The sequence below is a fragment of the Polynucleobacter sp. AP-Nino-20-G2 genome (assembly GCF_018688235.1).
Classification (GTDB): Bacteria; Pseudomonadota; Gammaproteobacteria; order Burkholderiales; family Burkholderiaceae; genus Polynucleobacter.
This window is the reverse complement of record NZ_CP061313.1, coordinates 1,852,471-1,874,725: the sequence shown is the minus strand read 5'-3', so window position 1 is coordinate 1,874,725 and position 22,255 is coordinate 1,852,471. Positions and strand designations below refer to the sequence as shown.

The window sequence follows — 22,255 nt, the reverse complement described above, 5'->3', positions numbered from 1 at the left end:
GGGCAGTGTTCCTTAGTTTGTTCCAACCCTAATGCCAGTAGCTTCAATGTAGCCAAAGTAGTGTGCAATTAAAATCCCGAGGAAAAGCACAATCGATAGGCCAATCCTAAGCATGAGTGAGTGCACCATCCTAGGACTTTTGCCTTTATCTTTCATCATGTAGTACAGGGCAGAGCCAAGGCTTGCGACAATCATGAGCAATGCAACCGGAATAATCCACTTCATTTCATATCCTTATTTTGAATCTATTTAACAGCCTTATTACAAAACGCCTAGCTGCTACTGTATCAGCCTCGCTGGTCATTGCAATTGGCTTTGCTGCAGGGGTATGGCAACTCAATAGAGCAAGCACGAAGATTGCATTGGCAGCTAACTTACAGGCGCGCCAACAGATGCCTATTTTGAATGCAAGTAATGGATCTTGGACTTTGGAGGAAGTGAGTGAGCGACGCATGATTGCTCGCGGCCAATATATCCCTGAGGCTGCTATTTGGCTGGACAATCGCCCAAAACCAATTCCAGCTGGCGGTGGTGCCAATGCGGCACAGGCTGGCTTCTATTTAATGATGCCGCTGAGCTTGGAGGGCCGGCAGACGGTTGTGTGGGTCAACCGAGGATGGGCGCCACGAAATAACGACGATAGAGCACTGTTACCGCCAGTGAAGACCCCCTCTGGAGCGGTCAGTGTTGAGGGAATCGCGTTTGCGCACCCCGGCAGGGTCTATGAGTTGGGAAAGGCTAGCGAGGCGATTGATATCAGCAAGCCTCGCATTGAGCAGAATTTTGATTTGGCAGAAGAAGCGAAGCTCCATGGCTGGTCTCAAAGCCCCTTTATTTTGCGTGAGGTGGAGACTGGATTGGAGGATGGCCTACTGCGCGAGTGGCCTCCCCTGACAAACGGAGTCGATCGCCATTATGCTTATGCATTCCAGTGGTTTGCTTTAGCGTTTTGCGGCTTTTTATTTTGGTTAATCACCGGCTTGCGTCAATATCGGCGCCGAGATGTTGTAAATGGGGATCAAGCGTGACTGATAAAGACTTATTAATTCCGGCATCTCAAGTGGATGCTTTGGCAATCAATTCACGAACTCGTCGTGGTCGCATACAGATGTTCATGCTCTTGCTCGCATGTGCTGCGCCAGTCATTGCGTCCTATCTCGCTTATTATGTTTTCAAGCTTGAGGGCGGAAAAACCAACTTGGGGACTTTGGTGTATCCAGCTCAAGAATTGAATACCGCATGGCTTGATACTCCAATGAAGGGTAAGTGGACGCTGTTGATAGCAAGACCCGCCGGTGAGTGTCAAATAAAAGATGAGAAATGTATTGAGGCTTTATTTCTGATGCGACAGGTGAGGGTTGCAATGGGAAGGGAGAGTCAGCGTGTACAGCTGATTTGGGTCAATACCGATGGCAAGCCAGTGGATGCAGAGGTCTTGGCGGCTTATGACGAAAAGGCTGCTGGCTTCAAAGTGGTTTTACCTCCAACAGACCCAAAGCTAAAAGAGGCTTTCGATCTTTGGTTGAATAAAGAGGGCGCCGGGCAGCAGATTCAATTGATTGATCCCAGCCCCGCCAAGATGATGTACTTCCCAGTGACAAATTCTCCTAAGGAATTTTCTAGTATGAAGAAAGATTTGGAGAAATTGCTCAAGCTTAATCACAAGGGTGAGAGTTTGTAATGCCTAGCATTGGCTTATTTCTAGAACTTGCTGCGATCGCAATTGTCTTTGCTGGATTGCCTTTGTTTTATTTATGGAAAAGACCTGGCTATAACTTTTTTCAAAAACTCAACTGGATCTTAGTTTTCATGACTTTTGATCTGATTGTGTTTGGTGCGTTCACTCGTTTGACTGATTCCGGGTTGGGATGCCCAGATTGGCCCGGCTGTTATGGCACCTCAAATCCGTGGCATGCGATTGGTGAGATTCAGCTTGCTGAAGCAAGTATGCCCACTGGGCCAGTGACTGTCATTAAGGCGTGGATCGAAATGATCCACCGTTATCTCGCGATGACAGTTGGCGCTTTAATTCTGATACAAGTGGGTTTTGCTTTGAGTAAACTCAGGACTTTGGGTAAGGCGCCACTAATGGGTAGTCTGGGCCTACTACTGCTAGTGTGTGTTCAAGGCGCATTTGGCGCATGGACAGTGACCCTCAAATTGCAACCCATTATTGTCACAATTCATTTAATGTTGGCATTGACATTGCTAGCGTCGTTGACTGCATATGCTCAGCAAGACTGGATAGATCAATCTTCTTCCGTTCGACGCCTCAAGCTCAAGCCAATTTCTGCGAAGTTATTGGTGGGCGCTTTCATAGTCTTGGGCACACAGATTTTTCTAGGTGCTTGGGTGAGTACAAATTACGCGGTTCTCGCATGTCCTGATTTTCCAACATGTATGGGCGCGCTTTGGCCAGAAACCGCATGGCATGAAGGCTTCTCTCTGTGGCGTCAGCTAGGCCTTAACACCCATGGTGAGTCTATCTCACCTGTAGCTTTACAGACCATCCACTGGGCGCACCGGGTTTTTGCGACTTGCGCGGTATTGGTGCTGGGCTTGCTTGGCGTGAGCGCTCTTAGGGCGAGTAATCCCACTTTGTCTGACCTGGGGCGTATTGCTAAGTTATTGCTAGCCTTATTAGCACTTCAGTTGCTGACTGGCATCTCCAACGTTATTTTTCAGTGGCCATTAGTTGCCGCATTAATGCATACCGCAGGATCTGCTGCACTGGTGTTTTGTTTAGTTCGCTTAAGCCACTGGTCCTCTTGGAATGCACCCATTCATATTAAGATAGCTAAATCACTATGAGCAGCCCCACATCATCTTCCGCGGTAGCGATGCCTCGTTGGCGTCAATACTGGGTTTTAACTAAACCTCGCGTCACTCAGCTTGCTGTTTTCTGCGCAGTGATTGGTATGTTCTTGGCAACCCCAGGCATGGTTCCATATCCAGTGCTGATTGGTGGCATTGTGGGTATTTGGTTGTTGGCAGGCGCAGCATTTGCAATGAACTGTTTGATTGAACAGGCCGTTGACGCCAAGATGAAAAGAACTTCTTGGAGGCCATCGGCTACCGGTGAGGTTACCCCTTTCCATATTGTCATTTTTTCGATTGTGCTGGGTTCATTAGGCATGGTCATTTTGTGGAACTTCTGCAATCCACTCACTATGTGGCTTACAGTGGCGACATTTGTGGGATATGCCGTTATCTACACATGGTTATTAAAGCCGGCAACCCCGCAGAATATCGTGATCGGCGGACTTTCAGGAGCAATGCCGCCCGCACTAGGCTGGGCTGCTGTAACCAATGGCCTATCTGCTGAAGCATGGCTTTTAGTCTTGATTATTTTCGTCTGGACGCCGCCCCATTTTTGGGCGCTCGCTTTATATCGTCGCGATGATTATGTACAAAGTGGTTTGCCAATGCTGCCAGTCACTCACGGTGAGCGCTTCACGCTACTCAATATTTTGCTGTATACCCTGATTCTGATTGCCGCTACTTTGCTGCCTTACATTTATGGCATGAGTGGAATGGTGTACTTGATCTCTGCAATTATTCTGGGGCTCTTATTCTTGGCGCATGTGATTGCCTTATTTATTTCTTATAGCGATGCCCTTGCTAAGAAAACTTTTCACTTCTCAATTACTTACTTATCGCTACTCTTTGCAGCGTTGTTAGTAGATCACTATTTCATGTGAGATGAACATGTCCGCATCAACACTACTTCGCAGAATTATTTACGCCTCATTGATCACGGTATTTGGTTTCACTTTGCTTGCTTGCAGCCCTAAGCCAAGTTTTAAGAATATCGATATCACTGGTGGTAAAGCATTTGGTACTGACTTTAGTTTGCTAGATCCCGATGGCAATGTGAGAACTCTGGCAGACTTTAAGGGTAAGGTCGTGGTCATGTTCTTTGGCTACACACAATGCCCTGATATTTGTCCCACTACATTGACAGAGATTCAGCAAGCAATGGAGTTGATGGGGCCACAGGCCGATAAGGTGCAGGTCTTGTTTGTAACGGTAGACCCACAGAGGGATACTGCGGCCATTCTGAAGCAATATGTACCTGCATTTGATTCGCGCTTCTTGGGCTTACGTCCAGCCGATGAGGCAGCTTTAGAGAGGGTTACCAAGGACTTTAAGATTTACTACAAGAAGGTGCCGGGCGTGGCCCCAGGCTCATATACTATGGACCACACTGCAGGAAGTTATGCATTTGATCCAGAAGGCCACTTGCGTCTTTATATCAAGCATGCGCAAGGTCCAGAGACCTTGGCACAAGACTTGAAAGAGCTTCTAAAGTAATTGGGAGTAGCGTTAAGCGGCTTGCGCTTGAAGTAGGCCGCGCATTTTCTTAAGTGCGGCTGTTTCGATTTGACGAACACGCTCAGCAGAGATGCCGTATTCGCTAGCAAGATCATGCAATGTTTTGGTGCCATTGCCGTCCGCATCCATTGCCAGCCAACGTGATTGAACAATATTACGACTACGCTCATCCAAAGCCATCAGCGCTTGATCAAGCTGTGGTCCATGTAGTGCATCTGTTTGAGCGGCTGCCATCATCTCAGTAGGCTCTTGAGTGCTATCGGCTAACCATTGAATTGGTGCGTAAGCCGAGTCATCATCATTGTCATCACCCTCTAGGGCAACATCACCACCTGCCAGGCGCATCTCCATCTCTTTAACATCCGAGCCCTTTACATCGAGTGCCTTTGCTAAAGCTTCTACTTCGTTTGGAGTGAGTGCGGCAAGAGTGGGTTTATTGCTACGCAAGTTAAAGAACAACTTACGTTGCGCTTTGGTTGTCGCAACTTTGACTAAACGCCAATTCTTGAGAATGTACTCATGAATCTCCGCCTTAATCCAGTGGATGGCATAAGACACTAAGCGCGCACCTTGATTTGGGTCATAGCGCTTGACTGCTTTCATGAGACCCACATTGCCTTCTTGGATGAGGTCAGCATGAGGAATACCATAGCCAAGATATTGGCGTGCGACAGAAACCACTAAGCGCAGGTGAGAAAGTACCAGTGTTTTAGCGGCATCGACATTTTCAGTGCGACGAAACTCTTGCGCCAGATGAAGCTCTTCTGCAGCGCTGAGCATCGGCACACGATTCACGTAAGCGATATAGGAGTCGAGTGTGCCAACCCCAAGGGATGGCAGCATCGGAAAGGCAGACGAAGCCGCAGCAGTCTGCGCTGCTGGCAGTGTTTGCCTTGCTTGCAATTGCGGTTTGTATGCTGTCTTTTGAACCATTTTCTTTTTATATATTTTAGGTGTTAATAGGCTTCTATTTTAGCACTCTTGTCAAGAGAGTGCTAATGGTTTTTTAACCCTGCAAGTATCTGATTTAATTGAATAATTCAGAGGAATATTGCTCTGCAGTAAAGGGGGCTAAATCTTCAATTCCCTCCCCTTTGCCTAAGGCTAAAACCGCTGGCTTTGACCCTTCATTGAGGGTGTGGGCAAGGGCGCAAATGACGCCCCCTTTGGCGGTGCCATCCAATTTGGTAACGATCAGGGCGGTTAAGCCCAAAGCCGCATGGAAGGCCTTCACTTGGCTCAAGCCATTTTGACCAGTATTGCCATCAAGAACAAGCAAAGTCTGGTGAGGCGCCCCAGGAAGGGCTTTGCCGATGACTCTTTTGACCTTCTTTAACTCTTCCATCAAGTGATCTTGGGTAGCCAGTCTGCCGGCGGTATCAATAATCAATATGTCGCTCTTACGTGAGATGGCGGAATGAATGGCATCGTGCGCTACTGCAGCAGCATCACCACTCTCTTGGGTAATGACATCGACTTGGTTGCGCCCACCCCATTCCAGGAGCTGATTGCGAGCAGCGGCACGGAAAGTATCGCCGGCTGCCAGTAGGACTGATTTTCCTTGAGACTGAAAGAGGCGGCAGAGCTTGCCAATGGTGGTTGTTTTGCCCGCACCATTGACGCCGATTACAAGCCACACCTCAGGTATGGTCTTTTGATCATGTGTATACAAAGGATTTGGGATTGGCTCTAATGGCTTGAGTAGGCTGGCAACCTCTTGAATCAGGAGTTGTTGCAAGTCTTCTGGGCTGCTTGCCTTTTCGGATTTGGCTGCTTTCCGAAGTTTGCTCATGAGCTGTTCGGTCGTAGGCAATCCCACATCACTGAGGATGAGAGATTCTTCAAGAGAATCAAACCAAGCTTCATCAGTCTGGTTTGATTTGAATAGGGATCCGAGGGTTTTACGTAGGCCGAACATAATCGATACAATTTAATACTTGCATCTTATCAATTTAATTCAAGGGATATGGTGATCTTACAGATGCGCTCCACTTTGTTGCGTTTTTCTTTCTGTCTTTTAGTGCTCTGTCACGGTGCATGGGCCGCGCCAGAAAATGAAGCTCCCAATACGCATGAGTTCCAGCTTTCCAATGGATTGAGGTTGATTGTGCGTGAAGATCATCGCGCGCCGACTGTTGCCCATATGGTTTGGTATCGAGCAGGCTCTATGGATGAGATAAACGGTCGAACCGGGGTGGCCCACGTTCTAGAGCATATGATGTTTAAGGGCACCGATAAAGTGAAGGCTGGAGAGTTTTCCCGTCTTGTTGCCGCAGTAGGCGGTCGTGAAAATGCATTCACTTCACGTGACTACACCGCGTATTTTCAGCAGGTTGAAAAGTCAAAATTAGATGAGGTGATTAAGCTCGAAGCGGATCGCATGAGCAACCTTAATTTTGATGATGCCGAGTTTCTGAAAGAAATTCAGGTGGTGATGGAAGAGCGACGCCTTCGCACTGAAGATAATCCTAGTAGCCTATTAAATGAATCTCTCATGGCGACTGCTTATATGAGTTCGCCATATCGCCACCCCGTTGTTGGATGGATGAATGATCTTGAAAATATGAAGGCCACAGATGCTCGTGATTGGTATCGCAGTTGGTATACCCCAAATAATGCGACGGTAGTAATCACTGGCGATGTGGATCCTCAAGCAATCTTAGCCACAGTGACAAAATATTACGGCGTAGCTTCCGAAAAATCGTTGCCAGTACGCAAGCCACAAATAGAGCCTCCTCAAAAAGGGGTTAAGCGAGTAGAGGTAAAGGCGCCAGCAGATAGCGCGCAACTATCAATGGCCTGGAAAGTGCCTAAACTTCAGCCTGGAAAGCTAGATGACACCGAGCCTTATGCTCTGGAGCTGCTTGCTGCCGTCTTAGATGGCTATGACAATGCGCGCTTAAACCGCGTACTCGTTAAACAAGAGCGCGTAGTGAATGATGTGGGTGTGGGCTATGACATGGTTTCTAGAGGGCCAGAGCTATTTTTAATTAATGTCAGTATGGCCAAAGGTAAAACTATTGCTCAGGCCGAAAGCAGTATTCGTAAAGCGCTGCAAGAGATTAAGCAAAATGGAATTCTAGAATCTGAATTAAAGCGGATTAAGGTGCGCATATTGTCAGACCAGATTTATAAGCGCGATTCTATTTTTGGTCAGGCAATGGAAATCGGTAGCACTGAGATGGCTGGATTCTCATGGAGAGACATTGATCTGATGTTAGAAAAAATGCAAACTATTACTCCCGCCCAAGTCCAAGCGGTTGCTAAAAAATATCTTGTGGATGAAGGATTAACCATTGCAGTGTTGGATCCTCAAGTGCGAAAGTCTGCCGATACTGGCAAGGGGAGTAAGTAATGCTAAAGATGGTAAGACATATCCTGCTTCCGCTCTGGTTGATTTTGGGGGTGATTACATCAGCGCATGCTATTTTGCCGATTGAGAAATTAGAGTCCTATAAAGGTGCGCAAGCGTATTTGGTGCAAACGAAAACTTTGCCAATGGTTGATATTGAGATCAGCATTGATGCTGGCGATCGTTATGATCCCGTTGCTAAAAGCGGGTTGGCAACGGTTGCTGGTGGGCTGATGAACTATGGAGCCAGAACAGACAAGGGGTCTCTAAGCGAGGCGCAGATTGCCGATGAGATTGCTGATTTGGGCGCGAACTTCGGAATTTCAGTGAGTGGGGAACGCGCAGTAGTACGAATTCGTACGCTGAGTAGAAAAGATTTGCGCGATCGCGCCGTTCAATTGACTTCAGCAATCTTGAGTGCCCCAACTTACGATGTCAAAATTCTGGCGCGCGAGAAGCAAAGAATGACAACTGCTTTGTTAGAGGCGGAGACTAAGCCAGAGGCCGTATTAGAGCGTCGCTTTAAAAAGGCTGTGTATGGAACCTATCCTTTAGCAAATTCACCAACGGTGCAATCTGTTGCCAATATCAATGCAGTAGATTTGCAGCAATTTCATCGGCAGTTTTACCGTAGCGATCGGATGATTGTGAGTATTGTGGGTGATGTTGATAAGACCGAGGCTAATGAAATTGTGCAGAGTCTGTTGCGCAAAATTCCGCAGTCCAGGGCTGCTATTGCCAAGTTGCCGGAGTTTGAGCGCTCACCGATAGAGTCTCTTACGCAGCGCGAAGTGAATATTCCATTTGATTCTCAACAAGCCCATATTGCTATGGGAATGACTGCAGTCACTCGCGACAATCCAGATTACTTTCCCCTGCTAGTTGGTAACTATGTCTTGGGCGGTGGCGGTTTTGTATCGCGCTTAATGTCAGAGGTGCGTGAAAAGCGCGGGCTGGCATATAGCGTATTTAGTTATTTCGCTCCTGGTAAGGATGCGGGCATATTTCAGGCGGGCCTACAAACGAAAAGTGATCAAGCGTCAGTAGCGCTTGAAGTGATGAGCTCCACTATTGAGCAATTTATTGCTAAGGGACCGACGCAGGGAGAACTTGATGCTGCCAAATCGAATCTGGTGAATGGCTACCCTTTGAGAATTGATAACAATCGTAAGTTGCTCGATAACGTTTCTTCAATCGCTTGGAATAACTTGCCACTTAACACGATGGATATTTGGACCAAGCAAGTAGAGGCTGTTACCTTGGACCAAGTGAAGGCGGCATTTCAAAAATACTTGGCGATGGACCGCATGAAGATTGTGATTGTGGGAGCAAAAAATCAATAAGCTTGCAAAACAGGGGAAATCTCAACAGCGTTCAGAACCCCCTAAGAAAGTACGCATTATTGGTGGAGTTTGGCGTAGCCGTTTATTAACAGTATTGGATTTACCTGGCCTTCGCCCAACAACGGATCGGGTTCGAGAAACGCTGTTCAATTGGCTTGGCCAAGATTTAATTGGCCTCCATTGTTTGGATCTTTTTGCCGGTACCGGTGCTTTAGGTTTTGAGGCTGCTTCTCGCGGTGCGAATTCCGTTACCTTGCTGGAGAAAGATAAAAAGGCGCACGCCAATCTCTTGGCTAATTTTGCCTTACTCCAATCTTCCCCGGTTCAAGGTGATGTTCGCATTCTTCATAAGGATAGTTTGGAGTTTTTGAGGCATCAGGCAGACCAATCTAGCCATTTAATCTTTATAGATCCCCCTTTTCAGGATGGAGATTTATTGAACCAAGTGCTTCAAGAGGCTGGGCGTATTTGCGATGACCGCACTGGCGGGGGGATTTATGTGGAGTTTCCTGCGGCTCGCTCTCGCGAGGAGATGGCAGCCTTATTGCCTGATTGGCATTGTGGAAAGTACTTAGAGGCTGGGCAGGTAAAAGCTTGTCTATTTCGCTCGGGAAGAGGCTAAACTCTTGCCTGTAGCTGATAAAGCCTTAGGAGCGTTATGACAGTCGCTGTATACCCTGGAACATTTGATCCATTTACTCGTGGTCACGAGGATTTGGTGCGTCGTGCTTCGAGCATTTTTGGTGAGTTGATCGTTGGTGTTGCCGACAGTCGAAGCAAGCGCCCATTTTTTACTTTGGACGAGCGTATTGAGATTGCCAGGGAAGTGCTTGGTCACTACTCCAACGTCAAGATCGTCGGCTTTACGGGTTTGCTAAAAGACTTTGCGCGTGAGCATAACGCTCGTGTGATTGTGCGTGGACTGCGTGCCGTCTCCGATTTTGAGTATGAATTTCAGATGGCAGGGATGAATCGTTATCTCTTGCCGGATGTGGAAACCTTGTTCTTAACGCCATCGGATCAATACCAATTTATCTCCGGCACATTTGTTCGTGAGATTGCCTCGATGGGCGGTGATGTTAGCAAGTTTGTTTTTCCATCGGTAGAAAAGTGGTTGGTCAAAAAGATCGCCGCCAATCAAAGTAAAGAGTAAGGCTATTTAGTAACAATATGGCCTTACTGATTACCGATGAATGTATCAACTGCGATGTATGTGAACCAGAATGCCCTAATGACGCCATTTATATGGGCCTTGAGATCTATGAGATTGACCCCAATAAATGTACTGAATGTGTGGGCCACTATGATGCCCCTCAATGTCAGCAGGTGTGTCCAGTAGATTGCATTCCGTTAAATCCTGCTTTTCCAGAAACCCAAACTCAGCTCATGGCGAAGTACCAAGCCTTAACTGCTGCCAAAAAGGCACTGGGTAAATAAGTACTTTTATCGGTGCACGCTGCACCAGACCTTAATTGGTTTTTGAGTGCAATTCGAGCATTGCCGTTTGCGTATCACCCTTGAGAAACAGCGGCAGAATTTGCAAACCATCTTGAATGCTCGCGTCAATTTTTTTCTGCTCTACCTGTAGTGGTCGTCTCAGCACATAATCCGCCACATCCATTGGTCGCGCACCCTCACCGGCAAGATCCCGTGGATGACCGATGCCAAGGCGTAGGCGCCAGTAGTCAGGCGTACTGAGGTGGGCTTGTATGTCTTTAAGACCATTATGACCACCAGTGCCGCCGCCGAGCTTAATGCGTGCTGTACCGGGCTTCAGATCGAGCTCATCTTGCACCACCAGCACATCTTTGGGAATAATTTTATGAAAGCGGCATAGGGCGCCTACCGCTTGGCCGCTGAGATTCATATAGGTGTTTGGCTTCAGCAAGTAAAGATCTTCACCTTCCCACCTTGCCTTGGCTACTTTCCCATGAAAGCGTTTTTCAGTTTCAAAGCGGACGCTTAATTGTTTCGCCAAGGCATCAACAAGCCAGAAGCCGGCATTGTGCCGATCTTCTTCGTGTTCATCACCAGGGTTACCGAGGCCAACAATTAATTTAGTCATGAGTATTGCTACAGGATAAAAGCATTTCTACAAAAAAGAAAACCCGCTTGTTAGCGGGCTCTCTCTGTCGCAAAGATATTCTTAAGTAATTAAGCTTTATCTTTTGAAGCTTCAGCAGCAGGGGCCGCAGCAGCTGCAGGAGCAGCTTCAGTATCAGCAGATTTCACTGCAGGGATACGTGCGTTAGCCAATACTGGGTTTTCTTGCTCAACATGCAATACCAATGAAACACCTTTTGGTAATTTCAGGTCTTTAGCATGAATACCATGACCAACTTCGATATTGGCCAAGTCCACTTCAATGAACTCTGGCAAGTCTGCTGGCAAGCAAGAAACTTCCAATTCTGTTGCGATGTGGCTAATCACGGCACCTTGCAATTTCACTGCAGCTGAAGTTTCAGCATTCACGAAATGCAATGGAACGCGCATATGAACTTTCTCAGTCGCAGAAACGCGCTGGAAGTCAATGTGCAATACCAAGGGCTTAAATGGGTGCATCTGATAATCGCGCAACAATACTTTTTGTGCTTTGCCGCCGATTTCGAGATCAAGGATGGATGAGTGGAATGCTTCCTTGCGGAGAGCATGAAACAGTGCGTTGTGATCCAACTCAATTACGGTTGCGGCATCAGCGCCGCCATAGATGATTCCCGGAGTTTTACCGGAGTTGCGCAGACGGCGGCTCGCACCCGTTCCCTGTACGCTTCTTTCAAAGGCTACTACTTTCATATTCAATTCCTCAATTAAGGTTAATTTCCGTTCGCGACCAAACAGAAAAGCCTTCGATTATATCTTGGGAATAGCAGTTTTTGCCTAGAAAAGCCTCAAAACTGCCAAAAACAGGGTAAGGAACGCTATTTTTGGCTTATTCGGCGAACATTGACATCACTGAATCACCCTTGCTAATGCGGGAAAGGGTTTCAGCAAGGATAGGGGCAACGCTCAATTGACGAATTTTGGCAACTTTCATAGCTTCTGGGGTCAATGGGATAGTGTCGGTAACGACCAGCTCATCGAGTTCAGAGGCGGCAATGCGGGCTACAGCGCCCCCAGAGAGAACGGCATGGGTACAGTAGGCGGTAACGCCCTTGGCGCCACGCTCTTTAAGAGCCTCAGCAGCTTTACAGAGCGTTCCGCCGGTATCGATGATGTCATCCATGATCACGCAGTGACGGCCTTCTACTTCGCCGATTAAGTGCATTACTTCAGAGACGTTGGCTTTAGGACGGCGTTTATCAATAATCGCCAAATCTGTGCCTAATTGCTTTGCCATTGCACGAGCACGAACTACGCCGCCAATATCCGGAGAAACAATGATGAGGTCTTTTTGGGTTTTCTGAGCCTGCAGGTCATCCAGCAATACGGGGGATGCATAAATGTTATCTACAGGAATATCAAAGAAACCTTGAATTTGGTCTGCATGCAGATCCATAGTCAAAACACGCTCAACTCCAGCAACGGATTGGAGCATGTTGGCAACGATTCTGGCGGAGATGGCAACCCGCGCTGAGCGTGGGCGACGGTCTTGTCTAGCGTAACCGAAGTAAGGGATCACTGCGGTTATGCGGCTTGCAGATGCTCGCTTTAGAGCATCGATCATGATCATGAGTTCCATCAAACTATCGTTTGTTGGAGCGCAAGTAGATTGAATCACTACGACATTCTTACCGCGGACGTTTTCTTGAATTTCTACCTGAATTTCGCCATCAGAGAAGCGGCCAACAAATGCTTTTCCCATCGGGAGATTGAGCTCTTTGGCAACGGCATGAGCCAAAACTGGATTTGCATTGCCTGTGAAAAGAGTCAGTAAATCAGCGTTCATTGGAGCGGACATAGTTGATTTTGGAATTTTGGTAGGGATCGAATGGATGTCTTTGGGTCGTATCTACAGTATTTGGCAGGGGAAGAAGGATTCGAACCTTCGCATGCTGGAATCAAAATCCAGTGCCTTAACCAGCTTGGCGATTCCCCTACAGCTTAATCTGAAGAAATCAAATTGTAAGCGGGATTTTTATTTAGCCCTCGAACAATTCGACCTATCCATCCTTTTGGAAGATTTTGCAGGAGATTTTCTAGTTTTGCGGTGTCCGTCTTAGAGTCTAAGGCGGCAAATACGCTACTTCCAGAGCCGGACATACAAGGCGCCGAGTTTGGCAGAACCTTGTGAATCCAATCTAATGCTTGCTTCACTTCAGGACATTTCTGCATCGCTACTGCCTGACAATCATTCGACTGAAATGACCTTGGCGATGCAAGAAAGCGATCTATTGTAATCGGAGCGTGATCCCGGGTCAAATGAGGGTCTTGAAAAATCTGAGCAGTCGCAAGCCCTTGATTGGGGAAGATCACCACAAAGTCTTGTATTTCTAGGGCAATTTCCTGGATTTTTTCCCCAACGCCCTCAACAAAAGCATTGTGACCAAAGATAAAAAATGGCACGTCGGCGCCCAATTTAAGGCCTAGTTGGCTCAGAGTGGGGATGTCCAGGCCAAGATTCCAAAGGTGATTAAGTCCGATGAGGGTAGAGGCGGCATCCGAGGATCCTCCTCCTAGGCCGGCACCCATCGGAATCGCTTTTGTGAGGCTGATTTCAACGCCCTTATCAACCTTCGCAAAATCCTTGAGTAGTTGAGCTGCTCGCACCACTAAGTCTTGTTCGGGTGCTACCCCGGGAATGGGGTCAATACGACGAATCTCTGATTCAGGAATGGGCTTAAGCGTGAGGGTATCGCACCAGTCAATCAGTTGAAAAACTGATTGGAGAAGATGGTAGCCATCATGACGACGACCAACGACGTGAAGAAAGAGGTTGAGCTTGGCTGGGCAGTGAAGCTCTAGCGTCTCAGTGATACTGTTGGCTTCACTCATTCGGCGTATCAAATACCAGGCGGATATCAATTGACCCAATATTAGAGCTGCGAGTCATGGTGAGCCTTTCCAAGCTGCGCGCATTTCCCCAGTTGTAATTTAAAGTCCAGCCGTCTTGAGTAATTTTGCTTACCTGACCTTTGGCATTGCGTTCAACGCTGGCATTGCTGCCTGGGCGAGTTTGTCCACGCAGCCAATCGGATAGACCACGCGCAGGCAGTGGAAGTCCAAGTGCATTTTGAATGAGTGTATCGGCATCCACTGCGGTGATGACTTGCCCATCACGTTCGAGCGATGCTTCCCCCGGCTTGATGGTAATTTTTGCAATCGAGCCACCCATCGGATTACGAATTTCTAGTACATCGGTAAGCGCATCTTGCGTTAAGGTAAAACCACCAGAGCCACCTTGATTGGTCCCTTCGGTTAGCCCAGTGACCTTCACTGCGAAACGCCCGTCCCATGTGCCTTTGAGGCCTACGTCAGCTACAGACCAGTCTGGCTTTAAGCGCTTCAGGGTTTCTTTCAATGTGGGATTATTGGCATCCAATTGCTGTCCTTTGCGCCACATCTCTTCTGCTTCTGTTGGACGATTCATGACCCACAATACTTCACCAATGTGTGCGGCAATATCCGCTTCAGGCTTGATGTTGAACGCTTGCTGCAGTTGTTCCAATGCAAGCGCATTTTTACCCATACGAAAGTTCACCCAGCCAAGGCTATCAAGGATGAAGCCATCTTTTGGTGAGAGCTGATGCGCCTTGCTAATGAGCTTAAATGCCTCGGGCAAATTTTGATTGCGATCCGCAAGTGAATAACCCAATGCATTCAGACTATTCACATCGTTTGGATTCTGGCGCAAAATTTCTCGCAATGTTTTTTCCATCACATTGATGTGACCCGCCTTTTCAGCGGACATGGCGTAGGTATACAAAATGCTAGGGTCTTTTGGGGTGGGCTTTAAGCTAGAAACAATTCCATAAAAAGCTCGCAAAGCCTCTGACTCATCATTTGCTTTCGAGAGTAATGCTTGTATTTGTTGAAGAGTAATTTCACGCTGGGTCGGGGTTTGCTGATTCAATAGCGAGATAGCAGGTTGAACTGCATCTGACCAGCGTTGATTTAGGATTAGCAGGGTAACCAAAACCTCTTTGGGCTTGGTTTGCATTGGGCCCGCAATGCTATCCCAGGTTTGGGCTGCTTGCAGGGCTAAGTCGGGGGCACCTGCCGTGATCGCTATTTCCATCGCCCTTTGCGCTAAGCGTGGGTCATCTAACTGACGAGCAAGCTCTAAATAGGTTTTGTAGGCAAGACCGGCCTCGCCTCGTTGCAAGGCTATTTCAGAGGCTAAAACCTCAAAGACTGCTTCGCCACTCTCAAGACTGCTGGTTCGAGCGATCGCTTGGCCAGAAATGAGGCTTGAGCTAAGCCCGGCAGCAAGGAGCAAACTGGCTAAAAGTGACTTTGGTGAAAATTTGGTCATAAGCACATTCTAATCTGCGAATCTACAATCCATTTATGCCAGAACTCCCAGAAGTCGAAGTTACCCGCTTGGGTATTCAGCCCCATTTAGAGGGGCGCAAGATTACTGCGGTCAAAATTATTGATGGCCGCTTGCGCTGGCCTGTACCCACCAGTTTAGTCAAGTCGCTTCCAGGTCAAAAGGTCCTGGGTATAGAGCGACGTGGCAAATATTTGCTGATGGAGATGGAGACGGGCTATTTGCTGCTCCATCTCGGCATGACAGGAACGCTACGCGTACTACCTGGCAATGAGCCCCTCAAGCCACATGATCGCGTGACCTTTGAGTTTGGCGAACTGAGTTTGCGTTTGCATGACCCTCGGAAATTTGGCGCAGTGTTGTGGCACTCAAAATCCAAGGGGCCGATTGAGAAAAATGCGCTATTGCAGAAATTGGGGGTTGAACCTTTCTCCCCAGAGTTTTCAGGCGAGCTAGGCGCGGATGTTTTGTATCAGTGTTCGCGTAATCGCAGCATTGCGGTAAAGCAGTTTTTACTCGCTGGGCAAGCGGTAGTGGGCGTGGGCAATATTTATTGCTCTGAGAGTTTATTTGAGGCCGGTATTCACCCTGCCAAAGCAGCCGGGAAGTTAACTCGCCCACAATGCTCTAGATTGGCTGCTGCTGTGAGGTTAATTCTCAAAAGGGCTATTGCAGCAGGGGGTAGCTCTCTGAAAGATTTTGTGAATAGCCAAGGCGATCCTGGGCACTTCATGATGCAAACCAAAGTCTACGATCGAAAAGATCAAGCTTGTCAGGTTTGCAAGACACCTATTAAGCAGATGGTGCAAGGCCAGCGCTCAACCTACTTCTGCCCTCAATGTCAAAAGCGTTAATCACGAGTTTTTCTAAAAAACTCATAGCCTGGCATCAGGCAGATGGGCGTCAAGGCTTGCCTTGGCAAGGCGTCCGAGATCCTTATGCGGTTTGGGTGTCCGAGATCATGCTGCAGCAAACTCAAGTAGCAACAGTCTTGGAGCGTTACCCACGTTTTATGAAGCGCTTTCCCACTGTAAAAAAGTTAGCTGCCGCTCCAATAGATGATGTCTTGGCTGAATGGGCTGGTCTGGGTTATTACTCACGGGCGCGAAATTTACATGCTTGTGCAAATCAAGTTATGGAACAGTTTGCTGGACAATTTCCTAGCAATCCTCAATTGCTTGAGCAATTAAAGGGTATTGGTCGATCAACTGCTGGAGCAATCGCTGCTTTTGCGTTTCACGAACGAGCCCCGATTTTAGATGCCAATGTGAAACGAATTTTGGCCCGCTTGTTTGGAATAGAGGGCGCCCTTCAAGACAAGGTAGTGAATGACCAATTGTGGGTGCTGGCTGAAGAATTACTCCCAAAAGATTCTGATGACATGCCGGTCTATACGCAAGCCCTGATGGACTTTGGTGCTACGTGGTGTACCTCGCGTAAACCGGTGTGCATTAGCGGCATACAGAAATGCCCCTTTACAAAACAGTGCCAGGCAAATTTAAGTGATCAAGTGCTGCAGTTGCCTCGCAAGGTGCTCAAGGCAAAATCTCCAGAATTCGATTGCGATATGGTGTTGTTGCGACATGGCGATTCAGTATTGCTGCATAAGCGGCCAGACAAGGCGATTTGGGGTGGCTTGTGGTCTTTGCCAGAGTCTGAGTGGAGGGCTAAGGCCCTTCAGCAGTCGGAATTCTCTGTCTATACCGCCAAAGAATTATTTGTGATGACAATGCCTGACGATCATTATTCAGCTGCTTTAAAAAAATGCACAACGCCGATACGCGGAGAGCAGATCCGGCATATTTTTACCCATAGACGCTTATGGATGCAGATATGGAATCTTTCTATCGATGATGCGGTGAAGTTTTCTAGCGACAATTTGAAGTGGGTTCCCTTGCGTCAGCTAGGGAGATACGGCTTGCCGCAACCGATCAAATTGCTTTTGCAGGGATTGAGTCTAGCTCGCGGTGACGACTTAAAAAATTAATCTGCAGTGCCGCCAAACTTTTTTGGGCAAAAAAGTGTTCGCTAATACGGCTCACGAGATAAACCGAGCGATGCTGCCCGCCAGTGCAACCAATGGCAACAGTCAGATAGCTGCGACCATCTGCAATGTAATGCGGCAGCCACTTCTCCACAAATTGAATGATGTCTGTTTCCATACTGACAACCTCGGGAATTTTTTCTAAAAATTCTTTTACAGGCTGGTCTTTTCCAGATAAGGGGCGTAAGACTTTGTCGTAGTGGGGGTTTGGGAGACAGCGAACATCAAATACGAGATCTGCCTCGCTGGGTAAACCCTTTTTAAAACCAAAGGATTCAAAAATGACGGTTAAGCCAAGTGGCTTATCTTTGAGTAAATCCTGGATCCAAGACCGTAATGCATGTGCAGGCAGGTTGCTGGTATCGATACTGTGGGCCTGGGCCCGCAAGGGCTCCAAGAGGTTACGTTCTTTATCAATTGCCTCTATGAGCGTAGCCGCTTGAGTCTGTTGGGTTTTTCCAGAAAGGGGGTGACGTCTCCGCGTTTCTGAAAAACGCTGTATCAAAGTGTTGGTATCTGCATTAAGAAAAACGATGCGCACCTGGTGATGGCGGCGTAGGTTTTCTAATATTTGCGGCAGCTCGGCAATAGATTGCCCCCGTCTTGCATCAATTGCTACAGCAACGCGTTCACAATTTTCTGCCTCTAAAGTGGAGACTAAATTTTCCAGTAAGGTGACCGGTAAATTATCGACACAGTCATAACCTGCATCCTCAAAAGCTCGTAGTGCAACGGATTTACCTGAGCCCGAGATGCCGGTAATCAGATTGATTTGCATGTTAAAGCAGGCGACCTTGTGATTTACCGAAGTCTGCTTCCGCACTCATTTGGATGCGTTGACGCTCTATGAATTCTTTAAGCGTATCAATGCCGCGTAACTGTAGGATGGTATTGCGAACCGCTGCCTCTACAAGAACCGCCAAGTTGCGACCTGCCGCCACTTGAATTTTGACGGTGCGAATAGGCACGCCTAAAACATCGATATGTTGCGCTTCCAAGGGGAGGCGTTCAAACTCACCATCATTGCGACGTACAAGTTGAACAATGAGGCGAAGTTTGAGTTTGCGACGAACAGCTGTTTCGCCAAAGATGGTTCGAATATCTAATAAGCCTAATCCGCGCACCTCTAAAAGATTGCGCAAAATTACAGGGCAGCGACCTTCGATATAGTCGGGGCCTAGGCGAGCAAAGTCAACAGCGTCATCTGCTACTAAACCATGCCCGCGAGAAATGAGCTCTAAACCCAGCTCACTTTTTCCAAGGCCAGATTCACCCATAATCAAAACTCCCAAGCCCAAGATGTCCATGAATACACCGTGCTTAGTCATTTGAGGGGCGCCAATCTTGGTGAGATAGGTGCGCAAGTGGTCAATGACCTCAGCGGCAGAAATTGCCGTTGTAAATAAGGGGGTGGAAGAGCGTTGGCAGAAGAGTTGCAGATCAGCATCCGCAGCCTTGCCATCCGCCACAATGACGCAAGGTGGCGTCTTGGAAATCAGGTTGGAGATTTGCTCCTGCCTTTGTTTGGGCTCTAGCTCAGCGTGATAGTCGACTTCTTGAATGCCAAAAATTTGAATTCGGCTTGGATGGATCAAATTTAAGTGGCCCACGAGATCGGAACTAGCTGCCGCTGCTTTTACTGCCTCAGGTGGAAACGTGCGATCTGCCCCTTCTAAACCCCCAATCCAGGAGAGCTTTAAATCCGACACATTGTCGTCAAAGATCTGCTGTGCAGTTACTCCTTCTAGGAGTAGGGGTTGGGTCATGGAGTGGAGCCCCAGGTCTGGAGTAGGTGGCACACTTGTTCTGGACTGCTTTCGGAGGCTAGCGCCTTACGTGCGTCTGGATCAGATAGTAACTGGGCAATCGAGGACAAAATCTCAAGGTGTTGCTGGGTCGCTTTTTCTGGAACCAGCAAAAATATCAAAATAGAAACGGCTTCACCGTCAGGTGCGGCAAACTCGATTGGATCTTTTAATTTAATAAACGCGGCGATAGGCTGTTTAAGTCCTTTAACGCGGCCATGGGGAATGGCAACGCCTGCGCCTAATGCGGTTGACCCCAAATCTTCACGATCATTGAGAAAGCCCACAATGGCATCAGCTTCAAGGCCGGCTTGCTTGGAGAATAACTTCCCTACGGCCGCAAATGCCTCGGCACGACTCTTGGAGGAGTCATTTAAGGCAATGCGGTCTAGGGTGAAAAGTTCAGTCAGGGCATTCATGTCAAATGATTATATGTGTCCTGACGCCAAGACTTACTCAAAATGCTTTTCGTGATGATGATCTTGAATCTTTTCTTTGTGTTTGACAACTTGGCGCTCGAGTTTATCGACTACGGCATCCATGGCATGGTAGAGATCGGCGTTATGGGCTTCAGCAAAGAGCTCCTTGCCTTTGAGGTGAATAGTGATCTCAGCAGTCTGGCGTAAATCTTTCTCTTTTGCGTTATCCACAATGAAAAAAGCGGAGGCATCTAGAACGTGATCGAAGTGCTTACGAATTTTGGCCAACCCACTTTCGAGGTGGGTACGCATGGCTGGAGTAACTTCAACATGACGGCTATTAATTTTTAAATTCATCAGCAGCTCCTATTCAAAACAAAATGCATGCGCAAAAATTACCCGGGGTGCGCAGCATGCCCCTGTAATGTCGTACTTGTTTATTTGGAAATGGACTTCATGTACCTCCAGCGTATCAGCGATTTTGCTGAAAACCAAGGGGGCAGCTCACTTTTATTGAATAAATATTCGAAAAAATCAGAATATTTACATGCGGAAGTTTTCGCCTAAATAGACTCTTCTGACCGCATCGTTCTCAATAATTTGGTCGGGCTTACCTTCGGCTAGGACGCTACCTTCACTAATGATGTAGGCGTGGTCGCAAATACCTAAAGTTTCGCGAACATTATGGTCGGTAATCAAGACCCCAATCTGGCGATCCCTTAAAAAGCGAACGATTCGTTGAATTTCACCGACGGCAATTGGGTCCACGCCTGCAAATGGCTCATCTAGCAAAATGAACTTCGGTTGGGAGGCCAATGCCCTGGCGATCTCTACACGGCGGCGTTCGCCGCCAGATAGAGAGAGGGCGGGATTGTTGCGGAGGTGGCCGATCTGCAGTTCGCCTAGTAACTCATTTAAGCGATGTTCAATCTCTGCTTTACTTAAAGGTTTGCCACCTTGCACCTGAAGCTCTAGTACTGCTTGAATATTCTCGGCGACATTGAGCTTTCTGAATACAGAGGCTTCCTGTGGCAGATAAGACAGACCCATGCGGGCTCGTTCATGAATAGGTAGATGGGTGATATCCGCGCCATCAAGAATGATGCGACCGCCATCAAGCGGTACCAAGCCAACAATCATGTAGAAGGAAGTGGTCTTGCCGGCGCCATTCGGTCCAAGTAAGCCCACCACTTCTCCGCATTTCACTTCCACTGAAACATCTCGCACCACGGTACGGGAGCCATAGCGCTTCTGTAAATTATGAGCGCTCAGGGTTGCGGGGGTTTGCTTGCTGCTGGAATCCGTGGTCATTTCTCTAGTGTAGCTTTTCGTCTTGGTGAAAGGATGGCTCGGGCCAGAGGCAAGTCTTCTGCTTTGGCATCTGCGGGGGGTGAGACTCGATAGTATTGCTTAACATCGTCATACTCAATTTTCCAGCCACGCAATTGATCTAGCATTTGCATATTATGGAGACGCTTGAGACTGGCTTCTCCGGCAAGAGTGAGTAACTCTGTTTTTGCGTTGTAGGTGACACTTTGCCCACGACCTTGCATGAACTCGTCAGCTGGGCCCTCACGTCTTTGCCTAAAGCTGGCAGTCGATTTAGAGTTGCCCTCAACATCTACATACTCATAACCCTCTGGGTCGACTTTGATATTCCCTTTTTCGCCGGTAATGAGAATGCTGCCTTTAATAAGTACAACTTCACCATCTAATTCGTAGACCTGCTGCACATCATTTACGGATACTTTTTCGGCCTCTAGGATGAGGGGCTTATCTTGATCTGCTTTTTCAGCAAAGGCGTTAGAAGTGGCGCAGCTAGCAACCCATAAGCTAGCAACAGCAAGCTGTCGTAATGTGACAAATATTTTGCTCTTCATGGTTGCGCTCCGGGTTGGACGCGCTCGATGCGACCTTTTACCTGACCAGACAGAACCATGCTTTGCTCAATATTATTAAAGACACCACCATCACTTGAGTGCATTACAGACATGCCTTGCTCAAGGGTGATGGGTTTGTTAGTTTCAATGATGTCGTCGTTGATTAACACCTTGAAGTAAGAGGAGCGTGCAAGCATGCGTGGTCTTGCTGGTTCGGTAGCAGTTGCTGCTTGGGGTGGCCGGAAAATTTCAGCGTTATCTGTTAAATCCAAGATAGTCAGGTCACCATCTAAATGTCCCGTATCCGACTTGACGGTAACCGGAGATTTCTCGGGCGGGAATAAACGGATGCGAGGCGTCTCGATATCAATCGAAGCATCGTCGTCATAGTGGGTTACCTTCTTGCCCAATACGCGGTATTTGGTATTTCCAACTTCATTCAGAGCAGATAGAGCGCCATTTTGAATGGTGTAGTCGGGCTCATGTAACCGGACGCGCTCAATCCGAGATTTTTCAGTAGGGGCGCTCTTTTTAACCAGCCAGAAGGTGACTAGAGTCAAGCTACCCATCAAAATTAAAGGCATAAGGCGCAGTAGTCCACGCGATAAGCCGAGTTTAATTTTTTGAGAGGTAAGCGGCATCGCCAA

The 22,255-nt window shown here is 47.8% G+C and carries 27 protein-coding genes and 1 tRNA gene; 12 read left to right on the top strand and 16 right to left on the bottom strand.

The features are described 5' to 3' along the window. Window positions 1-12 precede the first annotated feature (12 nt). Window positions 13-225: a twin transmembrane helix small protein gene (locus FD960_RS09700; RefSeq protein WP_215299003.1), complete on the bottom strand. Its 213-nt coding sequence runs from the start codon at window positions 223-225 to the stop codon at window positions 13-15. Between the two features lie 14 nt (window positions 226-239). Between FD960_RS09700 and FD960_RS09695 the strand changes: the two genes are divergently transcribed. From FD960_RS09695 to FD960_RS09675, 5 genes are read left to right on the top strand one after another with little or no spacing between them, the layout of a single operon-like run. Further along, window positions 240-1,028 (top strand): SURF1 family protein, encoded by a 789-nt coding sequence (locus tag FD960_RS09695; protein WP_251369789.1) that lies wholly within the window; start codon window positions 240-242, stop codon window positions 1,026-1,028. Next, a complete protein-coding gene (locus FD960_RS09690; RefSeq protein ID WP_215299001.1) occupies window positions 1,025-1,681 on the top strand; it encodes a hypothetical protein in 657 nt (218 codons plus the stop codon). Before FD960_RS09695 ends, FD960_RS09690 begins: the two co-directional genes overlap by 4 nt. Next, window positions 1,681-2,811 (top strand): heme A synthase, encoded by a 1,131-nt coding sequence (locus tag FD960_RS09685; RefSeq protein WP_215298999.1) that lies wholly within the window; start codon window positions 1,681-1,683, stop codon window positions 2,809-2,811. Before FD960_RS09690 ends, FD960_RS09685 begins: the two co-directional genes overlap by 1 nt. Continuing rightward, entirely contained in the window at window positions 2,808-3,701 is an 894-nt protein-coding gene (gene cyoE / locus FD960_RS09680; protein WP_215298998.1) for a heme o synthase, read from the top strand. Before FD960_RS09685 ends, cyoE begins: the two co-directional genes overlap by 4 nt. A 7-nt stretch (window positions 3,702-3,708) precedes the next feature. Continuing rightward, window positions 3,709-4,314, top strand: a complete 606-nt coding sequence (locus FD960_RS09675) for an SCO family protein (protein ID WP_251369788.1) — start codon at window positions 3,709-3,711, stop codon at window positions 4,312-4,314. A gap of 12 nt (window positions 4,315-4,326) precedes the next feature. Here the strand turns inward: FD960_RS09675 and rpoH are convergent, their stop codons facing one another. Together rpoH and ftsY are read right to left on the bottom strand one after the other, a co-directional pair. Then, a complete protein-coding gene (rpoH, locus tag FD960_RS09670) occupies window positions 4,327-5,268 on the bottom strand; it encodes an RNA polymerase sigma factor RpoH (protein ID WP_215298994.1) in 942 nt (313 codons plus the stop codon). 94 nt (window positions 5,269-5,362) lie between these two features. Further along, window positions 5,363-6,253 (bottom strand): signal recognition particle-docking protein FtsY, encoded by an 891-nt coding sequence (gene ftsY / locus FD960_RS09665; protein WP_215298992.1) that lies wholly within the window; start codon window positions 6,251-6,253, stop codon window positions 5,363-5,365. 63 nt (window positions 6,254-6,316) lie between these two features. On the opposite strand from ftsY, the gene FD960_RS09660 reads away from it, so the two are divergent. The 5 genes from FD960_RS09660 to FD960_RS09640 are packed head-to-tail and all read left to right on the top strand — an operon-like array spanning window position 6,317 to window position 10,467. Next, window positions 6,317-7,690: a pitrilysin family protein gene (locus FD960_RS09660; protein ID WP_215300674.1), complete on the top strand. Its 1,374-nt coding sequence runs from the start codon at window positions 6,317-6,319 to the stop codon at window positions 7,688-7,690. Next, window positions 7,690-9,030 carry a pitrilysin family protein gene (locus FD960_RS09655; protein ID WP_251369787.1) on the top strand — a complete coding sequence of 447 codons (1,341 nt, stop codon included), beginning with the start codon at window positions 7,690-7,692 and terminating at the stop codon, window positions 9,028-9,030. Before FD960_RS09660 ends, FD960_RS09655 begins: the two co-directional genes overlap by 1 nt. Next, a complete protein-coding gene (gene rsmD / locus FD960_RS09650) occupies window positions 9,008-9,652 on the top strand; it encodes a 16S rRNA (guanine(966)-N(2))-methyltransferase RsmD (protein WP_251369786.1) in 645 nt (214 codons plus the stop codon). Before FD960_RS09655 ends, rsmD begins: the two co-directional genes overlap by 23 nt. Before the next feature lie 36 nt (window positions 9,653-9,688). Next, window positions 9,689-10,183, top strand: a complete 495-nt coding sequence (coaD, locus tag FD960_RS09645; RefSeq protein WP_215298990.1) for a pantetheine-phosphate adenylyltransferase — start codon at window positions 9,689-9,691, stop codon at window positions 10,181-10,183. 17 nt (window positions 10,184-10,200) lie between these two features. Then, window positions 10,201-10,467, top strand: a complete 267-nt coding sequence (locus tag FD960_RS09640) for a YfhL family 4Fe-4S dicluster ferredoxin (RefSeq protein ID WP_215298989.1) — start codon at window positions 10,201-10,203, stop codon at window positions 10,465-10,467. A 31-nt stretch (window positions 10,468-10,498) separates the two neighbouring features. On the opposite strand, the gene pth is transcribed toward FD960_RS09640, so the two are convergent. From pth to FD960_RS09610, 6 genes are all read right to left on the bottom strand, one after another. Next, window positions 10,499-11,095, bottom strand: coding sequence for an aminoacyl-tRNA hydrolase (gene pth / locus FD960_RS09635; RefSeq protein WP_215298987.1), 597 nt, complete (start codon window positions 11,093-11,095; stop codon window positions 10,499-10,501). Window positions 11,096-11,184: 89 nt separating this feature from the next. Beyond that, complete coding sequence (locus FD960_RS09630) at window positions 11,185-11,823, bottom strand: 50S ribosomal protein L25/general stress protein Ctc (protein ID WP_215298985.1); 639 nt, start codon at window positions 11,821-11,823, stop codon at window positions 11,185-11,187. Window positions 11,824-11,959: 136 nt separating this feature from the next. Beyond that, window positions 11,960-12,916, bottom strand: a complete 957-nt coding sequence (locus FD960_RS09625) for a ribose-phosphate pyrophosphokinase (RefSeq protein ID WP_215300671.1) — start codon at window positions 12,914-12,916, stop codon at window positions 11,960-11,962. Between the two features lie 73 nt (window positions 12,917-12,989). After that, window positions 12,990-13,066, bottom strand: a tRNA-Gln gene (locus FD960_RS09620). Between the two features lie 5 nt (window positions 13,067-13,071). Continuing rightward, window positions 13,072-13,962 (bottom strand): 4-(cytidine 5'-diphospho)-2-C-methyl-D-erythritol kinase, encoded by an 891-nt coding sequence (gene ispE, locus FD960_RS09615; protein WP_215298984.1) that lies wholly within the window; start codon window positions 13,960-13,962, stop codon window positions 13,072-13,074. Then, on the bottom strand, window positions 13,955-15,442 hold the full coding sequence (locus FD960_RS09610; RefSeq protein WP_215298982.1) for an outer membrane lipoprotein LolB: 1,488 nt from the start codon (window positions 15,440-15,442) through the stop codon (window positions 13,955-13,957). Before FD960_RS09610 ends, ispE begins: the two co-directional genes overlap by 8 nt. 35 nt (window positions 15,443-15,477) lie before the next feature. On the opposite strand from FD960_RS09610, the gene mutM reads away from it, so the two are divergent. Both mutM and mutY read left to right on the top strand, forming a co-directional pair. Continuing rightward, window positions 15,478-16,314 (top strand): bifunctional DNA-formamidopyrimidine glycosylase/DNA-(apurinic or apyrimidinic site) lyase, encoded by an 837-nt coding sequence (mutM, locus tag FD960_RS09605; RefSeq protein WP_215298980.1) that lies wholly within the window; start codon window positions 15,478-15,480, stop codon window positions 16,312-16,314. Continuing rightward, window positions 16,299-17,447: an A/G-specific adenine glycosylase gene (mutY, locus tag FD960_RS09600; protein WP_215298978.1), complete on the top strand. Its 1,149-nt coding sequence runs from the start codon at window positions 16,299-16,301 to the stop codon at window positions 17,445-17,447. The genes mutM and mutY overlap by 16 nt, the downstream gene beginning before the upstream one ends. Here the strand turns inward: mutY and rapZ are convergent. The 7 genes from rapZ to lptC all read right to left on the bottom strand — a co-directional run bounded on the left by rapZ (window position 17,392) and on the right by lptC (window position 22,249). Then, entirely contained in the window at window positions 17,392-18,282 is an 891-nt protein-coding gene (rapZ, locus tag FD960_RS09595; RefSeq protein WP_215298977.1) for an RNase adapter RapZ, read from the bottom strand. The genes mutY and rapZ overlap by 56 nt on opposite strands. Window position 18,283: 1 nt before the next feature. Then, window positions 18,284-19,270 carry an HPr(Ser) kinase/phosphatase gene (hprK, locus tag FD960_RS09590; RefSeq protein WP_215298975.1) on the bottom strand — a complete coding sequence of 329 codons (987 nt, stop codon included), beginning with the start codon at window positions 19,268-19,270 and terminating at the stop codon, window positions 18,284-18,286. Beyond that, the gene (locus tag FD960_RS09585; protein ID WP_215298973.1) at window positions 19,267-19,728 is read right to left on the bottom strand and encodes a PTS sugar transporter subunit IIA; all 462 of its coding nucleotides are present in this window, start codon (window positions 19,726-19,728) and stop codon (window positions 19,267-19,269) included. The genes hprK and FD960_RS09585 overlap by 4 nt, the downstream gene beginning before the upstream one ends. Before the next feature lie 33 nt (window positions 19,729-19,761). Next, entirely contained in the window at window positions 19,762-20,085 is a 324-nt protein-coding gene (gene hpf / locus FD960_RS09580; RefSeq protein WP_215298972.1) for a ribosome hibernation-promoting factor, HPF/YfiA family, read from the bottom strand. A 186-nt stretch (window positions 20,086-20,271) separates the two neighbouring features. Then, on the bottom strand, window positions 20,272-21,039 hold the full coding sequence (lptB, locus tag FD960_RS09575; RefSeq protein ID WP_215298970.1) for an LPS export ABC transporter ATP-binding protein: 768 nt from the start codon (window positions 21,037-21,039) through the stop codon (window positions 20,272-20,274). Then, the gene (gene lptA, locus FD960_RS09570; RefSeq protein WP_215298968.1) at window positions 21,036-21,608 is read right to left on the bottom strand and encodes a lipopolysaccharide transport periplasmic protein LptA; all 573 of its coding nucleotides are present in this window, start codon (window positions 21,606-21,608) and stop codon (window positions 21,036-21,038) included. The genes lptB and lptA overlap by 4 nt, the downstream gene beginning before the upstream one ends. Beyond that, entirely contained in the window at window positions 21,605-22,249 is a 645-nt protein-coding gene (gene lptC, locus FD960_RS09565; protein ID WP_215298967.1) for an LPS export ABC transporter periplasmic protein LptC, read from the bottom strand. Before lptC ends, lptA begins: the two co-directional genes overlap by 4 nt. Between the last annotated feature and the right edge of the window lie 6 nt (window positions 22,250-22,255).

Coding starts and splice junctions, on each gene's coding strand:
- FD960_RS09700 (WP_215299003.1), bottom strand. CDS start 225: ATGAAGTGGATTATTCCGGTTGCATTGCTCATGATTGTCGCAAGCCTT.
- FD960_RS09685 (WP_215298999.1), top strand. CDS start 1,681: ATGCCTAGCATTGGCTTATTTCTAGAACTTGCTGCGATCGCAATTGTC.
- cyoE (WP_215298998.1), top strand. CDS start 2,808: ATGAGCAGCCCCACATCATCTTCCGCGGTAGCGATGCCTCGTTGGCGT.
- FD960_RS09675 (WP_251369788.1), top strand. CDS start 3,709: ATGTCCGCATCAACACTACTTCGCAGAATTATTTACGCCTCATTGATC.
- rpoH (WP_215298994.1), bottom strand. CDS start 5,268: ATGGTTCAAAAGACAGCATACAAACCGCAATTGCAAGCAAGGCAAACA.
- ftsY (WP_215298992.1), bottom strand. CDS start 6,253: ATGTTCGGCCTACGTAAAACCCTCGGATCCCTATTCAAATCAAACCAG.
- FD960_RS09660 (WP_215300674.1), top strand. CDS start 6,317: ATGCGCTCCACTTTGTTGCGTTTTTCTTTCTGTCTTTTAGTGCTCTGT.
- FD960_RS09655 (WP_251369787.1), top strand. CDS start 7,690: ATGCTAAAGATGGTAAGACATATCCTGCTTCCGCTCTGGTTGATTTTG.
- coaD (WP_215298990.1), top strand. CDS start 9,689: ATGACAGTCGCTGTATACCCTGGAACATTTGATCCATTTACTCGTGGT.
- FD960_RS09640 (WP_215298989.1), top strand. CDS start 10,201: ATGGCCTTACTGATTACCGATGAATGTATCAACTGCGATGTATGTGAA.
- pth (WP_215298987.1), bottom strand. CDS start 11,095: ATGACTAAATTAATTGTTGGCCTCGGTAACCCTGGTGATGAACACGAA.
- FD960_RS09630 (WP_215298985.1), bottom strand. CDS start 11,823: ATGAAAGTAGTAGCCTTTGAAAGAAGCGTACAGGGAACGGGTGCGAGC.
- FD960_RS09625 (WP_215300671.1), bottom strand. CDS start 12,916: ATGAACGCTGATTTACTGACTCTTTTCACAGGCAATGCAAATCCAGTT.
- ispE (WP_215298984.1), bottom strand. CDS start 13,962: ATGAGTGAAGCCAACAGTATCACTGAGACGCTAGAGCTTCACTGCCCA.
- FD960_RS09610 (WP_215298982.1), bottom strand. CDS start 15,442: ATGACCAAATTTTCACCAAAGTCACTTTTAGCCAGTTTGCTCCTTGCT.
- mutM (WP_215298980.1), top strand. CDS start 15,478: ATGCCAGAACTCCCAGAAGTCGAAGTTACCCGCTTGGGTATTCAGCCC.
- mutY (WP_215298978.1), top strand. CDS start 16,299: ATGTCAAAAGCGTTAATCACGAGTTTTTCTAAAAAACTCATAGCCTGG.
- rapZ (WP_215298977.1), bottom strand. CDS start 18,282: ATGCAAATCAATCTGATTACCGGCATCTCGGGCTCAGGTAAATCCGTT.
- hprK (WP_215298975.1), bottom strand. CDS start 19,270: ATGACCCAACCCCTACTCCTAGAAGGAGTAACTGCACAGCAGATCTTT.
- FD960_RS09585 (WP_215298973.1), bottom strand. CDS start 19,728: ATGAATGCCCTGACTGAACTTTTCACCCTAGACCGCATTGCCTTAAAT.
- hpf (WP_215298972.1), bottom strand. CDS start 20,085: ATGAATTTAAAAATTAATAGCCGTCATGTTGAAGTTACTCCAGCCATG.
- lptB (WP_215298970.1), bottom strand. CDS start 21,039: ATGACCACGGATTCCAGCAGCAAGCAAACCCCCGCAACCCTGAGCGCT.
- lptA (WP_215298968.1), bottom strand. CDS start 21,608: ATGAAGAGCAAAATATTTGTCACATTACGACAGCTTGCTGTTGCTAGC.
- lptC (WP_215298967.1), bottom strand. CDS start 22,249: ATGCCGCTTACCTCTCAAAAAATTAAACTCGGCTTATCGCGTGGACTA.